Genomic DNA, 14,066 nt, shown 5'->3' on the forward strand with positions numbered 1-14,066 from the left:
AGCGCCGTCTCTGCGCCGCAAGGAAAGCGGTGGGAGACGGCGCATGTGCGCGCGCTACCTCGAGAACGGTTATTTTTTCCCGCCGACAGCGTTCCAGCCTTGCTGAATGTGACGGGAGGCCTCAATGTGTGCTCTTCTTTTGTTTCGACCAAACAAACGCTCTCCCATCGTACGGCTGATGTTTCCCATCAACGCCGTGCCCCCGACGATCAGCGCCGCCACGATGACAAAATCGAGGAAATAGCCGGTCATTCGTTTTTCCTCCCTTTTCCTCTTCTTCTTTCATTGTAGACGATTTTTAGAGCGCTGGAAAGTAGAACGAAAGAAAATTCCATGGTTGATGGAAAAACTATATCTTTCTTTGCGGATTTATTGTATAATATATCATGTTAAAGTCATTTCAATTTGCAAACGATTGGCAACCCTGCTGACGGCCGCATCGGCGGGTGTAGGCCGTACCGCTATGCCATCGAATGCTTCGCATGATGCCTGTCCTCGCGTAAAGGGGACAGATGGAGCAAGGGATTCCTTGTGAAAAGGAGTGATCAAAGTGGTCAAGCTATACACATCACCGAGCTGCACATCGTGCCGGAAGGCGAAGGCGTGGCTCGAGAAGCATGATATTCCATATGTCGAACGCAATATTTTCTCCGAGCCGCTAACGGTTGAGGAGATTAAGGAAATTTTGCGGATGACGGAAACGGGGACGGATGAAATCATTTCGACTCGTTCAAAAGTGTTCCAAAAGTTGAACATTAATTTGGAAACTTTGCCGCTTCAAGATTTATATGAGCTCATTCAAAAAAATCCGGGCATTTTGCGCCGACCGATCATCATTGACGAAAAGCGGCTGCAAGTCGGTTACAATGAAGATGAAATCCGCCGCTTTCTGCCGCGCAAAGTGCGCGCGTATCAGCTGCGCGAAGCACAGCGGCTCGTCAACGGCTGATAAAAAACTTCTACATGGTTCGCCATGTAGAAGTTTTTTATCATAATCTGTTCCGTGAACATGTCGCACTGGCGCCTGCTTCTTCCCCCCCTTGGGGGAAGGGCAGATTGTGGCCCATGCAACTTTCGTGAACATACGCATCGGTGAGCGACGTTTTCGTCCCCCGGGTGAAGGGCGGACCGCTGCCATTGGAACTTTCGTGAACATACGCATCGGCGAGCGATCGTTTTCGTCCTCCTAGGTGAAATCGCTGCCCATGGAACTTTCGTGCCTGTACGCCTTGGCGAACGATGATTTTCATCCTCGGGTGAAGGGCAAGGCATTGCCCGTGGATCGTTTTGTGAAAATCACGCGCCGACAAGCGGCCAGTTTCCTTCCTAGCTGGAGGGCAAGGGATTGCCTAGGGAGCGTTTCGGGTTATGCGGCGCGCGATCGATGGTTGGCCGCAAAGCCAAGCAAAACGGCAAGAACGGCCGCTGAAAGCGGGAATAGGAGTTCCCAGCGCGGGTCATAAAACGGGCGCAGCCGTTCTTCGGCGGCGATCATTTTTCCGGCTGTATACGCGAGCAAAGCGCCGCCGACATAAATAAGAAACGGGAACCTCTCCAAGGCATAAAGGATGAGTTTGCTGCCTACAATGATGATAGGAACCGAGCAGAGAAAGCCGAAGATGACAAGCCCGATATGACCTTGGGCAGCCCCGGCGATGGCGATGACGTTGTCAAGGCCCATGGCCACGTCAGCGGCAACGATGGTTCGAACGGCCTTCCAGAGAGAGGGTTCGGCTTTGATGACAGCCGATGTTTCTTCTTTTTTCCCAATCAGCTTGAGCGCGATCCAAAAGAGAACGATGCCGCCCGCCAGCTGCAGGAACGGCACGGTCAACAGCCAAACAACGGCTGCGGTCAAGACAATGCGAACAGCGATGGCGAGAGCGGTGCCGAGAATAATGGCGGCGTTGCGTTTTCGTTCCGGCAAGTTGCGGCTCGCCAAGGCGATCACAACAGCGTTATCCCCACCGAGAATGACATCAATGCCGATAATGAGCAAAATCGAAACGATATATTCGTCCATCATCGCGTCCCTCATTCCGTCCGTGTTCATCATCATTATAGTAGGACATGGCCGGTTTCATAACCAATTTTTAAAAACGCGTTTTTTTATTTCCCTTCCTCTGTTTTTTATCATAAAATAAAAGTACAAGATATGCAGTTTGGCATAGTCTTTGGGGGTTTGGATCCCTTCCCTTTTTATTTCTCTTGTGTAGAAGGGAGAGTTGAGAAAGATGGAAATGGAACGTATTAACGAGCATACCGTGAAATTTTATATTTCTTACGTTGATATAGAAGAGCGCGGCTTTGACCGTGAGGAAATTTGGTACAATCGCGAACGGAGCGAAGAATTGTTTTGGGAAATGATGGATGAAGTCCATGGGGAAAGCGACTTTTCGCTCGAGGGCCCGCTTTGGATTCAAGTGCAGGCATTGGAAAAAGGGCTGGAAGTGGTGGTGACGAAAGCGCAGCTGTCCAAGGATGGAAGCAAGCTGGAACTGCCGCTTCCGGAAGAAAAATGGCGCGAGTTTACGCTGTCCGCTGATGAGAAAATGGAATCGCTGTTCGGCCATCATTTCCATTTCGGGACCAAGGCGGCTCTGGAAGATGGCGGTGAACAAGATGTCCTGCAATTTATCCTTTCCTTCAACGATTTTGAGGATATCCTTTCGCTGGCGTACCGCGCTGACTTTTCTGGATTGTCGAACCGTTTGTTCCAATTTGAGGGGCGGTACTACTTGTTTGTCGAATTTGGCGACCATTACTCTGAACACGAAGTCGACAATGTGCTCAGCCTTCTGCTGGAATACGGAAGCGACTCGCAGCTGACGATTTACCGCCTTGAAGAGTATGGAACAGAAATCATGGGCGATAATGCGCTCGAAACGTTGAAAACGTATTTTCCTGCTCGATAAGGTTCTTTCGCCGATTTCGCGCCAGAAATCGGCGTTTTCTGCGTCAATGGCCAAAGTCAGCCCGCGGGGCGGGGAAACAAAGAGAAATTAGGCGGCTGCTTATGAAAAGCAGGTGGGGGGGTCTTTTTGAGAAATTCATCTAGAGTCGCCATTCTTGTTGTCGTTGTCGGTGCGCTGCTGACCTTGACACATGGATTTTGGGAAGGAAAGCTGCTCGGTATTTTCAGCGTGCTCATCTCTTGTTCGGTTGTCTTTATTGCGTTTGTCATTTCATTGGAAAATCGCCAGCCGGCGCAAACGATCGCTTGGCTTGCCGTGCTGGGCAGCTTCCCGCTCGTCGGCTTTTTGTTTTACCTTTTGTTTGGGCGTAACTATTGGCAGCAGCGCCGTTTCAAGAGAAAAGCAGACTTTGATGAAGCGGTGCTGCTTCGGTTTCAAGAGCCGTCGCCGTTTGCTGTCGAGCGGCTGCCGATGGCGCCCCATCAGCAGCCGTTGTTGCGCTTGGCCTATCGCATCGGTCAGCACCCGGTTTCGCTCGCATCGCAAACCGCGGTGCTGACCAATGGGGACGAGACGTTTGCCGCCATTTTTGCGGAGCTGGAAAAAGCGGCTCATCATATCCATTTGGAGTATTATATCGTCCGGCATGATGAGATCGGTCAACAATTGCAGCGATTGTTGATTAAAAAGGCTCGCCAAGGGGTGCGAATCCGCTTTTTATACGATGCGGTCGGAAGCTGGAAATTATCTAGCGACTATATCGAGGAGCTGCGCGCCGCCGGTGTCGAGATGATCCCGTTTTCCCCCGTGCGCCTGCCGTTTTTGAGCAATCAAATCAACTTTCGCAACCATCGCAAGATTATCGTCATCGACGGAAGCGTCGGATTTGTCGGCGGGCTGAACATCGGGGATGAATATTTGGGGAAGAACGAATATTTCGGGTTTTGGCGCGATACGCATTTAGTCATCCGCGGGGAGGCTGTCCGAACGCTGCAGTTGATCTTTTGGCAAGATTGGTATTATATGACGGGTGAGCGGCTGTTGACGCCAGACTACTTGTCACCGCCGTTGATCGACGAAGAAGGACAAGGCGGGGTGCAGCTGATTGCCGGCGGTCCCGATCAGAAGTGGGAGGTCATCAAGCAGCTGTATTTTGCCATGATCACTTCCGCCAAGCAGTCGATTTGGGTGGCTTCGCCGTATTTTGTGCCGGATGAAGACATTTTAACGGCGCTGAAAGTGGCGGCGTTGAGCGGCATCGATGTTCGTCTCTTGGCGCCGAAGCGGCCGGATAAAAAGATCGTTTTTTACGCCTCGCGCTCCTATTTTCCTGAGCTGTTGGAAGCGGGGGTGAAAATTTATGAGTATGAAAAAGGATTTTTGCACAGCAAAGTCATTGTCGTTGACGGTGAGCTCGCGTCGATCGGCACCGCGAACATGGATATGCGCAGCTTTCATTTAAATTTTGAAGTGAACGCGTTTTTGTATTATACTGACAGCATTCAAAAGCTCGTCCAAGATTTTCTGGAAGACTTCCGCCATGCGACCGTGCTCGATTATGAACAGTTTCAGCGGCGCCCGTTTCGCGTTCGCCTTGCTGAATCGGTGTCCCGGCTGTTGTCTCCGCTCTTGTAACGCGCTGTAAGGAACACCTGCTCATTCGGGCAGGTTTTTTTGCTGCGCCATGGGCAGGAAAAAGGACGGGGGTTGGCGAATACAAAACGCGTAAACCAGCAACCGCGGAAGGCGTGATGACGCTTTTGGCATATCCGTTCGTTGCGTGGCACGGGAAGCTTGTCATTTTTCGTTCGCAATCGAAGGGAACGAACCGTTGTCTTGACGGGAACGAGTGCTGTCCGTCGTGGTGTGTCGGATTGGCGTTCGCCCCCTGTCTAGAAGGCTGGTGAAAAACGGTTGTTTCTTTTGAGCAATGGGGGATCGTTTGAAAGGTGATCGTGATGCGACGAGGCTTTTCTATTTGAAAAACGGGTTTGATAAACGGCTTGTCCGCTTAAATCACCGGTCTCCTAGATGGCTTGGTGAAAAACGGCTGATTCCCTTCATCAATGGGAGAATGAGCGAAAAGCAGGATCGATGCAACGAGGCTTTTCTAGTTAAAAAATGACAGTGTAAAGCTGTATCCATGATGAAATCACCAGCCACCTAGTTTTGATGGACAAAGGAGTGATGCGGTTGTTCGTTGCTCTTTTAGCGGACGGAACAGTGTTGTCGCTTGTCGGGGCGGAACGGTGGAGCGAGGAGCGGCTGGCTGGTTGGAAGCGCCGCGCGCCGTTTTTTTGCCCTGCCTGCCGCCAGGAAGTCGTGCTGCGGTCCGGCCCCCGTCGCTTGCCGCATTTTGCTCATCGGAAAGGAACGGCTTGTCCGGCTGAGCATGAACCGGAATCGGAGCGGCACTTGATCGGAAAACGCGACTGGTTTGTATGGCTTACCGCCCAAGGCATCGAAGCGAAGCTAGAACCGTATTTGCCTGCGATTCGCCAACGCCCCGATGTGCTGTTCCGCCATCAGTGGCATCTCTATGCCCTCGAGTATCAGTGCTCCACGATCGAGGAATCCGTGTTTTACGAGCGCAATGACGGTTATCGCCGCCTCGGCATTCGCCCGCTCTGGGTGTTGGGCGCTCATCATTTGCGGCGCTTGTCAACGCCGGCGGGAGATGTTGCGCTTTCCCGCTTTCAATGGCTGTTTGCTCATCGCTTTTCCTCTTCCTCTCTTCCTCATATATGGTACTACAGCACCGAAACGAAGCGATTCATCCGTCTCGTCCGTCCCTTGCCGTTGTCTGTTCGCCGCGCGTTGGCCACGATTGACTCTGTTCCGCTTTCCTCGCTCGATTTCACCGCTTTGACCGCCGCTTGCCATCCGCCGCTTCCCCCGCTGTTTTGGGAACAATGGCTCGAAAAGAAAAAACAGTGGCGCCGGACGTTTCCGCTTTACCCGAACCGGGCGACTCGCTTGATTTGTTCCGACTTTTACCAATTGGGGATCGTGCCGGCGCTGTTTCCGGTTGAAGCGGGCTGGCCGCTGCCGCGCGGCTATTTATGGGAGACGGCTCCGTTCATTTGGCAGACGTACGTGCTGCTTCCGTTTCTTCGCGCGCCGGGACAGACGATGACGATGGCCCAGCTCTTGCGCTGGATGGATGAAAAAATCCGCACCGGACGGCTTGTCCCCCGCCGCTTGCCGCTTGTCGGCCGCGACAACTACCGGCAGGCCGTCGCTGAGTATGTGCATTGGCTGCGGCTGCTCGGCTATCTTCAGCGCGAAGCTGGGGAACAGCTTCGCCTCGTCAAGCCGCTCACGTTTCCGGCCACCGTGGAAGACATGCTGCGGCAAGAGGGGAGACTTCTCGAAACGATCCGCGACACGCCGGCACTGGCGGCGTATTGGCGGGCGCTCGAGTTGGCGCCAAGCGGAAAACATGAGCAAAAAACAGGAAAAGAAAAAAGAAATGGAGAATAATAATTCGTGTATCGATCATATTGTGGAGGAGGATGACACGGTGGAGGAAAAGAAGGCCAAAAAGTCGCTGCCATCGCGCAGCGAGATTCCGATTGAAGAGACATGGAGGCTAGAAGACATTTTTCCGACCGATGAGGCGTGGGAGCAGGAGTTCCGTCAAGTGAAAGCCATGATCCCGAAGCTCGGGGAGTACAAAGGGCGGCTTGGCGAATCGCCGGAACTGCTGTATGAGGCGCTGCAATATCAAGACGAGGTGTCGATGCGGCTTGGCAAGCTGTATACATACGCCCATATGCGCTATGATCAAGACACAACCAACTCCTTTTACCAAGGGCTTGACGCTCGGGCGAAAAGTTTATACAGCGAAGCGTCCAGCGCGATGGCGTTCATCGTTCCGGAAATTTTGGCCATCGATGAGGCGACGGTGCGCGCCTTTTTGGAACAGTACGAGCCGCTTCGATTGTATGCTCATGCCTTAGATGAGATTACGCGCCAACGCCCGCACGTTCTCTCGGCTGAGGAGGAGGCGCTGTTGGCGCAGGCGGCCGAGGTGATGCAGTCAGCGTCCAACACGTTCAGCGCGTTGAATAACGCCGATTTGACCTTTCCGGCCATCGTCGATGAAAACGGTGAAGAAGTGGAAGTCACGCACGGGCGTTTCATCCGCTTTTTGGAAAGCGCGGATCGCCGTGTTCGCCGCGATGCGTTTTACGCGGTGTACCAGACGTACGATCAATTCCAACACACCTTTGCCAATACGTTAGCTGGCGCGGTGAAAAAGGATAACTTTTTTGCTCGCGTCCGCCGCTATGAATCCGCCCGGCAGGCCGCGTTGGATGCGAACAACATTCCTGAGAGGGTATATGACAACTTGATCGCTACCATCCACGAGCATTTGCCGCTGCTGCATCGCTACGTGCGGCTGCGCAAACGAGCGCTCGGGCTCGATGAGCTGCACATGTACGACTTATATACGCCGCTAGTCAAAGAGGTAAAAATGGAAGTGACGTATGACGAAGCGAAGCAGTATATGCTGGAAGGGTTGGCGCCGCTCGGGGAGGAATACATCGCCATTGTCAAAGAAGGACTTGAGAATCGCTGGGTTGATGTCCGCGAAAACCGAGGAAAGCGGAGCGGGGCCTATTCCTCGGGAGCGTACGGCACACACCCGTACATTTTGCTCAACTGGCAGGACAACGTCAACAATTTGTTTACGCTCGTTCATGAGTTCGGCCATTCGGTTCACAGCTACTACACACGCCGAACGCAGCCGTATCCGTACGCCCATTATTCGATTTTTGTCGCCGAAGTGGCGTCGACGTGCAACGAAGCGCTGTTGAATGATTATTTATTGAAAACGATCGATGATAACAAAAAGCGGCTGTATTTGCTCAACCATTACCTTGAAGGATTCCGGGGCACCGTCTTTCGGCAGACGATGTTTGCCGAGTTTGAGCATTTGATCCATTTGAAGGAGCAGCAAGGGGAGGCGCTGACGGCAGAGACGCTGACATCGCTGTACTATGACTTGAATCAAAAGTACTTCGGCAGCGACATGGTGGTCGACAAAGAAATCGGTTTGGAATGGGCGCGCATTCCGCATTTTTATTACAACTACTACGTGTATCAATATGCGACTGGTTTCAGCGCGGCGACGGCGCTTAGCCGGCAAATTCTTGAAGAGGGCGAACCGGCGGTGAAGCGGTACATCGACTTTTTAAAAGCGGGCAGCTCCGATTATCCGATTGAAGTGCTGAAAAAAGCCGGGGTGGATATGACGAGCGCCGAGCCGATCCGCCAGGCGTGCCAAGTATTCGCCGAAAAACTGGAAGAGTTCGAGCGACTGCTTGGGAGCTGAAACGAATGCGGCTACAGCCGCATTCGTTTCGATGGCAATCCCTTAAACTGATGACGGCGGTTCCAAGTCGATACGAGGCCAAGGAGACAGAAAAACAGCAGCGGCATTGTCGCCCAGAGCGGAATGAGCCGCATGAATCCGAGCAAATTCAAGATGAATGCGACGATGACGGCCGCCGTCCAAAAGAAAAAAGCGATTCGCTCTTTCATGAAGACGACCTCCCTTGTTAGGCTGTCTTCCTTCATTATATGCTGTCCATCTACGTTGCAGGCCGGCGGATGAAAAAAGAGCGGCTTCGCTGATTTGAGTGGGGAAACGGGGCAGGCTGGTGAAAAACAACCGATTCGCTCGATTGGTGAGAAATCACAAGGAATGAAATGATGACATTGCAAGGTTTTCCGTTTGCGAAACATTGTTGGAGAGCAGTATTTCCCCTTCAATCACTGGCCGCGAAGGAAGCGGCCAAAATTATGACAATCATGTGAACAAACGAGCAAAGGGGTTGTCAATCGATTCGTCCATTTGGTAAGATAAAACTGTGAACGGAAGACAAAAACCTGATACCCCTTTGTTTGACCGTGAACAATTTCTCCCATCCCCTTTGTTGTCTTGACAACACAAAAGAGCCCGGCATTCGCCGGGCTCTTTTGTGTCATGGTTTGAGTTAAGGTTCGGACTCTTCGATATAACGCCAAAACGTTCCGTGCTTCACAGGCACCCGCTCGACTTTTTGCTTCAACTGCAGTTTTTTCATTTCCGTTTCCGCTTCCTGGATCGTCCAATTGTACACAACGGCAACTTCTTTTGTGGCGACGAATTTAAAATGACCTAAAAATGATTCCAGCGGAGGGGGAGGGGACGGCTCGGGATGGAAGCCGAGCATTTCGGCGATCAACTCGGCGTAAATCTCGTACGGGTAGCATCCGGAAATTTTAATGCCTTCATCCTCGATATTTTCATTAAACAAAACGAGCGTCGGGGTTTCTTCCACATCCATTTCCGACGTGATTTTTAAATCGCATTGGAACGCTTTTGCCGCTCCGGGCGAGTGCATATCGCGCAAAAATTCATCGACGTCAAGCCCGGCTTCTGCCGCGCATTCGGCCAACACTTCCAAATCGGCGACGTTTTGCTTTTCAAGAAAGAGCTGCTCTTGCAGTTTGCGCAAAAAGCGGAGACCGGCCCGTTTTCCTTGCATTTCCGCCGCTTTAATGGCGAGCGACGGGGCAAACGGGCTGGAAATCCGGTTTTCGAGCCACACGCTTCCATCACATGACATGCCAGATCGGTTCGCTATCCATTCCCACGCTTTTGCTAGCGCTTCGGCCTTCGTCCCTTTCGCGCGCCATGTCGCCCATTTTCCGCTCAATATGTGCCGCAGTGTAAAAAAACGGCCGTATTCGATCGTCAGCTTTTTTACAATGGGCTCAAGCCCCCAGCATTCCGGGCATAAAGGATCGATAAAGAGATACAGCTCAAGCGGTTTCTTCGTGCTGCCTAGCGGCTGGGAATCGGCACAGGCCGGCGCCGTTTTCCCAGCGAACTTCTCACTCAAGGGAATGCTCCTTTCTGTCCTGAGAATCTGGAGTGTTGACCATATGATGGGCCGTGAGCACAAGCCGATGGTAGAACTGTTCGCGCGCTGGACCGGACAGGCCGATTTCATCCATCGCTGCCCGCATGCAAGCAAGCCACGCTTGTGCCCGCGTTGGCGTGATTTCAAAGCGGAGATGGCGCGCCCGCAACATCGGGTGGCCATGCTCCTCCGTATAAAGCGGTGGCCCGCCTAAGTATTGCGTTAAAAATTGTTTTTGCTTCCGGGCGGTTTCTGTCAAATCGTCAGGAAAGATCGGCTTTAAGTCCGGGTGCACAGCTACGCGCCGATAAAACGCTTCGACAAGCCTAGCGACCGTCTTCTCTCCACCAATCGCCTCATAAAGAGTTTGCCATTGCTCTCCCATCGCGGATGCTCCTTTTGCTTGAAGATCATACGTTGTCGCTTGATTGCTATTTTATCAGCAACGGCCGCCTAGCTCAAACAAAGCGACTTGACCGCCGTTTAGATGCGCCAGCGGTCGAGCACGCGTCTGACATACGCTTGTGTTTCGGCAAACGGCGGCACTCCGCCGTAACGATCGACGTTTCCGGGGCCGGCGTTGTACGCGGCTAAGGCGAGCGTGACATCGCCGTTATACCGGTCGAGAAGCTGGCGCAAGTATTTCACTCCGCCGTCGATATTTTGCGCCGGATCAAGCGGATTCTCCACGCCCAGCATTTTGGCGGTGCTCGGCATCAGCTGCATCAATCCAAGCGCTCCCGCTCGACTTTTCGCGTCAGGACGAAAGCCGGACTCCTGGTGAATCACAGCGCGGATCAGATGTGGATCGACATCGTACTTTTCCGCGGCCGCCGCAATAAGACGATCAATGGAAGACGCCCCGGAGAACGGGACCGTTTCCTTGTTCGACGCGCTGGCATTGGCACGCCCTGCATCCGAAGTCGAAAGCGTTTCCGCCGCCTCGGCTTGGTTTTTCATATATTCGGCCAAGAGGGTCGAAAACAGCGAAGGGACGGGCGACGAGAGGCTGGAACGATTAGGCGAAAACGAGGCGAGCGCCTGCCATTCCACAAGCAATTGCAACGGTGAAATCGTCATTCCTTTTCCCCCATTTCATCCTTTTGAGCATAAAAGCGGGCGATTTTGTTCGGCGCCGGACGGCGGGGAATGCCAAGCGCAGCGAGCAGGCGCAAAAACCGTTCCTCACCCGCCACGGCGTCATCGGTTTCATATTCGAGTTCATAATCTTCGCAATGCAAGTAACGGTTATGGTCAAGGCATAACGTACCGCCTTCGTATGGCCATTCGGCGCGATCGGTGACGAGGGAGCCGAAACAGCGCAAACGATGCGGATCGATGCCCAAATTTACTAGCAGCGATGCGATTCCGCCGCGCGGGGTGGCCCCGTTGAGAAGCGCGCTCGCTTCAGACGGCGTCAGCGGCTCGTGCGTTTCCAGCAGCGTCCCGTCCGTTTGCGTTTGTTTCAGCGTCAACATCAGGCGACCGTCTTTGGCGCGAATGCGCAGAGCCGCTCCTTGTTGTTTCAAAGCAAACGAAGGGGTGTCGAAGTAATAGTTTTCTTGGCGGCGGAAAGCGTCGTCATCCAAGCCGAAAGCGGCCCGGATGGCAGCGAACTCTTCCCGCGTCAGCAAGTTTTTCCATTCCCTCTCTACTTCTTGGTACATCGTTGTTCTCCTTCTTCGGACATCGTCTCTTTCTATTATCGTTTGTTTTTCGCTGAATATCAATTATTTCGTTTGCAGAGGGTGAATATGGTAAAATAAAGGGCGGAGGTTTGGTTGAGGTGGAAGGAGAGAAAGCATGAACGAGAAAGTGACCGTTCATCACGCGGAGCGGAAAGCGGGGCGGCTCTGGCTGCGCGCTGATCTTCCCGTTTCGCTCGCCGATGTGGCCCCAAAGCGCCATATGCTCGTGGATTCCGACGGGCTGGCGTTTGTTTACCTTTTGGAAACGAATGACCGCTTTCTTTACGTCGCCATTCCCCGACAATGGTGGCGGGAATTGAAAGCGACGCTAGCCGCCAAGGAGCCCGTTTGTCTGCAAAGCGGAGAGGAAGCCGTCGAACTCGAACAGTTTGACGAGGAACTCGCTTATTTGCTCGATAACATTCGCGGCAATGCCAATTATGGGGAAGAGCTGGAACAGGCCGTGCAAGAGGTGTTTTTTACAGAAAAGATCCATGGACAGTGATCTGCCCTCGACCCGGGGATGAAAATCCGCGCCAGTTCGGCATTTTCATGGTAAGCGATGTAACATCGACCCGGGGATGAAAGTGACCGCTTGCTGACGGGATTTTTCGTAGAGAAGTTCCATGGGCAGTGATCCGCCCTCCACCCGGGGATGAACATCGCGCGTCAGTTCGGGACTTTCACGGAAACGTTCCATGGGCGGCGTTTTATCCCTATCCGGGGATGAAAATTCGCGTCAGTTCGGGATGTTTACCGAACAAGAAGTGCGGCTCTTCGTCTGGCTGGAAAAAGAGGACGGCAGCGGCGTTCCTTGTGGGTTGGCACCGAGCCGGGGGAAATGCAAACGTATAGAGGCAGGTGGTACGATGGTGAATCATTGGGATTTGTTTTTAGCCCCGTATAAGCAGGCTGTCGAGGAGCTGAAAGTGAAGCTGCGGGGCATTCGCGCCCAGTTTGAGATGATCGAGGCGCACTCGCCGATTGAATTTGTCACCGGGCGAGTGAAACCGATTGCTAGCATTTTGGATAAGGCGCAAAAGAAAAACATCCCGCTTGACCGTCTTGAAGAGGAGATGCAAGACATCGCAGGTCTGCGCATCATGTGCCAGTTTGTCGACGACATCAAGACGGTCGTTGAACTTTTGCGCCAACGAAACGATTTTACTATCGTTGAGGAGCGCGACTACATTACGCAGAAAAAGGAGAGCGGCTACCGTTCGTACCATATTGTCATCCGCTATCCGGTGCAGACGATCCGCGGTGAGAAACAGATTTTGGCGGAAATCCAAATTCGCACGCTGGCGATGAACTTTTGGGCGACGATTGAGCATTCGCTAAACTATAAATACAGCGGCCGTTTTCCGGAAGATATTAAAGCCCGGCTGCAGCGGGCCGCCGAGGCCGCTTACCGTCTGGATGAGGAAATGTCCAAAATCCGTTTTGAGATTCAAGAGGCGCAGGCGGCATTTTCCAGAAAACAAGAGGCAAAAGGAGAAGGACAATGACAAGAACGGACGCCCCGCTCGCGTTTGCCATTACGTCCAAAGGCGATGACGTCTCGAACGCCTTGGCGCAAAAGATGAAAACGTATTTGCTCGATTTTGATCTGCGCTGCGACGAAGAGGAGCCTGATTTGGTCATTTCCGTCGGCGGGGATGGAACGCTGCTGTATGCGTTCCACCGCTACTGCCATCGGTTGGATCAGACGGCGTTCGTCGGCGTTCATACGGGCCATCTCGGTTTTTACGCCGATTGGGTGCCCGAGGAGATCGAAAAGCTGGTCATCGCCATCGCTAAAACGCCGTATCAAGTCGTCGAGTATCCGCTCCTTGAAGTGACCGTGCGCCATATTAGTGGCGAGAAGGAAACGAAATACCTTGCTCTTAACGAATGCACGGTGAAATGCGTCAGCGGGACGCTCGTCATGGACGTTGAGATCCGCGGCGATTGGTTCGAACGGTTTCGCGGTGACGGGCTATGCATCTCCACGCCGACCGGCAGCACGGCTTACAACAAGGCGCTCGGCGGTGCCATTTTGCATCCGTCGCTTGAAGCGATTCAAGTGACGGAAATGGCGTCGATCAACAATCGCGTCTTTCGCACGATCGGCTCGCCGCTCGTGCTGCCGGCGCACCATACGTGCTTGCTCAAGCCGGTCAATCATGTCGATTTTCAAATTACCATCGACCATTTGTCGCTGTTGCACAAAGAAGTGAAATCGATTCAATGCCGGGTGGCGGATGAAAAAGTGCGTTTCGCCCGCTTTCGCCCGTTTCCGTTTTGGCGCCGGGTGCGCGACTCATTTATCACGGAGTAGAAATGTTTCTGTTCCTAGGAGGCTGGTGATTTCGTGCAAAATACTACTGCTTCCACCCATTTCTCAATTAGAGAAACCTCGTAGAAACAGCCTTCTTTTCTGAATGAAAGTGCGATCATTGGTGTGTGACAGCGGTTTTTCACCAGCCTTCTAGGCGGAGGGCGCGACTCCTTCACAACGGAGTCGAAGCCTTCAGCGTAAGGCTTAGGAAAGGGGCCAACCGCTG

Annotated in this window: 15 protein-coding genes; 8 read left to right on the forward strand and 7 right to left on the reverse strand. The window is 52.9% G+C overall.

All coding sequences use genetic code 11. The features are described from left to right. Positions 1–69: 69 nt before the first annotated feature. The gene (locus ACTVIM_RS04190; RefSeq protein ID WP_445613743.1) at positions 70–252 is read right to left on the reverse strand and encodes a hypothetical protein; all 183 of its coding nucleotides are present in this window, start codon (positions 250–252) and stop codon (positions 70–72) included. A 298-nt stretch (positions 253–550) separates the two neighbouring features. Between ACTVIM_RS04190 and spxA the strand changes: the two genes are divergently transcribed. After that, positions 551–949, forward strand: a complete 399-nt coding sequence (gene spxA / locus ACTVIM_RS04195) for a transcriptional regulator SpxA (RefSeq protein WP_033018851.1) — start codon at positions 551–553, stop codon at positions 947–949. Positions 950–1,366: 417 nt separating this feature from the next. Here spxA and ACTVIM_RS04200 read toward each other — a convergent pair whose 3' ends face one another. Then, positions 1,367–2,026: a YjbE family putative metal transport protein gene (locus ACTVIM_RS04200; protein ID WP_033843309.1), complete on the reverse strand. Its 660-nt coding sequence runs from the start codon at positions 2,024–2,026 to the stop codon at positions 1,367–1,369. Positions 2,027–2,234: 208 nt separating this feature from the next. Between ACTVIM_RS04200 and mecA the strand changes: the two genes are divergently transcribed. The 4 genes from mecA (at position 2,235) to pepF (ending at position 8,256) form a co-directional block, all read left to right on the forward strand. Continuing rightward, positions 2,235–2,915, forward strand: a complete 681-nt coding sequence (gene mecA, locus ACTVIM_RS04205; RefSeq protein WP_445613744.1) for an adaptor protein MecA — start codon at positions 2,235–2,237, stop codon at positions 2,913–2,915. A 126-nt stretch (positions 2,916–3,041) separates the two neighbouring features. Then, positions 3,042–4,550 (forward strand): cardiolipin synthase, encoded by a 1,509-nt coding sequence (gene cls, locus ACTVIM_RS04210; protein WP_033018848.1) that lies wholly within the window; start codon positions 3,042–3,044, stop codon positions 4,548–4,550. A gap of 552 nt (positions 4,551–5,102) precedes the next feature. Beyond that, positions 5,103–6,398: a competence protein CoiA gene (locus ACTVIM_RS04215; RefSeq protein ID WP_445613745.1), complete on the forward strand. Its 1,296-nt coding sequence runs from the start codon at positions 5,103–5,105 to the stop codon at positions 6,396–6,398. Next, positions 6,388–8,256 (forward strand): oligoendopeptidase F, encoded by a 1,869-nt coding sequence (gene pepF / locus ACTVIM_RS04220; RefSeq protein ID WP_445614302.1) that lies wholly within the window; start codon positions 6,388–6,390, stop codon positions 8,254–8,256. Before ACTVIM_RS04215 ends, pepF begins: the two co-directional genes overlap by 11 nt. Positions 8,257–8,267: 11 nt before the next feature. On the opposite strand, the gene ACTVIM_RS04225 is transcribed toward pepF, so the two are convergent. The 5 genes from ACTVIM_RS04225 to ACTVIM_RS04245 form a co-directional block, all read right to left on the reverse strand. Beyond that, positions 8,268–8,465 (reverse strand): hypothetical protein, encoded by a 198-nt coding sequence (locus ACTVIM_RS04225; protein ID WP_445613746.1) that lies wholly within the window; start codon positions 8,463–8,465, stop codon positions 8,268–8,270. Positions 8,466–8,920: 455 nt separating this feature from the next. Then, complete coding sequence (gene spxH, locus ACTVIM_RS04230) at positions 8,921–9,811, reverse strand: ClpXP adapter protein SpxH (RefSeq protein ID WP_033018843.1); 891 nt, start codon at positions 9,809–9,811, stop codon at positions 8,921–8,923. Continuing rightward, a complete protein-coding gene (locus ACTVIM_RS04235; protein ID WP_033018842.1) occupies positions 9,804–10,217 on the reverse strand; it encodes a globin domain-containing protein in 414 nt (137 codons plus the stop codon). The genes spxH and ACTVIM_RS04235 overlap by 8 nt, the downstream gene beginning before the upstream one ends. Before the next feature lie 98 nt (positions 10,218–10,315). Beyond that, complete coding sequence (locus ACTVIM_RS04240) at positions 10,316–10,912, reverse strand: lytic transglycosylase domain-containing protein (RefSeq protein WP_445613747.1); 597 nt, start codon at positions 10,910–10,912, stop codon at positions 10,316–10,318. Continuing rightward, on the reverse strand, positions 10,909–11,499 hold the full coding sequence (locus tag ACTVIM_RS04245) for a CYTH domain-containing protein (protein ID WP_445613748.1): 591 nt from the start codon (positions 11,497–11,499) through the stop codon (positions 10,909–10,911). The genes ACTVIM_RS04240 and ACTVIM_RS04245 overlap by 4 nt, the downstream gene beginning before the upstream one ends. A gap of 136 nt (positions 11,500–11,635) precedes the next feature. Here ACTVIM_RS04245 and ACTVIM_RS04250 point away from each other — a divergent pair, with 136 nt between their 5' ends. The 3 genes from ACTVIM_RS04250 to ACTVIM_RS04260 all read left to right on the forward strand — a co-directional run bounded on the left by ACTVIM_RS04250 (position 11,636) and on the right by ACTVIM_RS04260 (position 13,840). Continuing rightward, positions 11,636–12,025 carry a UPF0738 family protein gene (locus ACTVIM_RS04250; RefSeq protein WP_445613749.1) on the forward strand — a complete coding sequence of 130 codons (390 nt, stop codon included), beginning with the start codon at positions 11,636–11,638 and terminating at the stop codon, positions 12,023–12,025. Between the two features lie 364 nt (positions 12,026–12,389). Further along, a complete protein-coding gene (locus ACTVIM_RS04255) occupies positions 12,390–13,028 on the forward strand; it encodes a GTP pyrophosphokinase (protein WP_033018860.1) in 639 nt (212 codons plus the stop codon). Beyond that, positions 13,025–13,840: an NAD kinase gene (locus tag ACTVIM_RS04260; RefSeq protein WP_033018836.1), complete on the forward strand. Its 816-nt coding sequence runs from the start codon at positions 13,025–13,027 to the stop codon at positions 13,838–13,840. Before ACTVIM_RS04255 ends, ACTVIM_RS04260 begins: the two co-directional genes overlap by 4 nt. Positions 13,841–14,066 lie beyond the last annotated feature (226 nt).

The organism is Geobacillus sp. YF-1, from assembly GCF_052692335.1.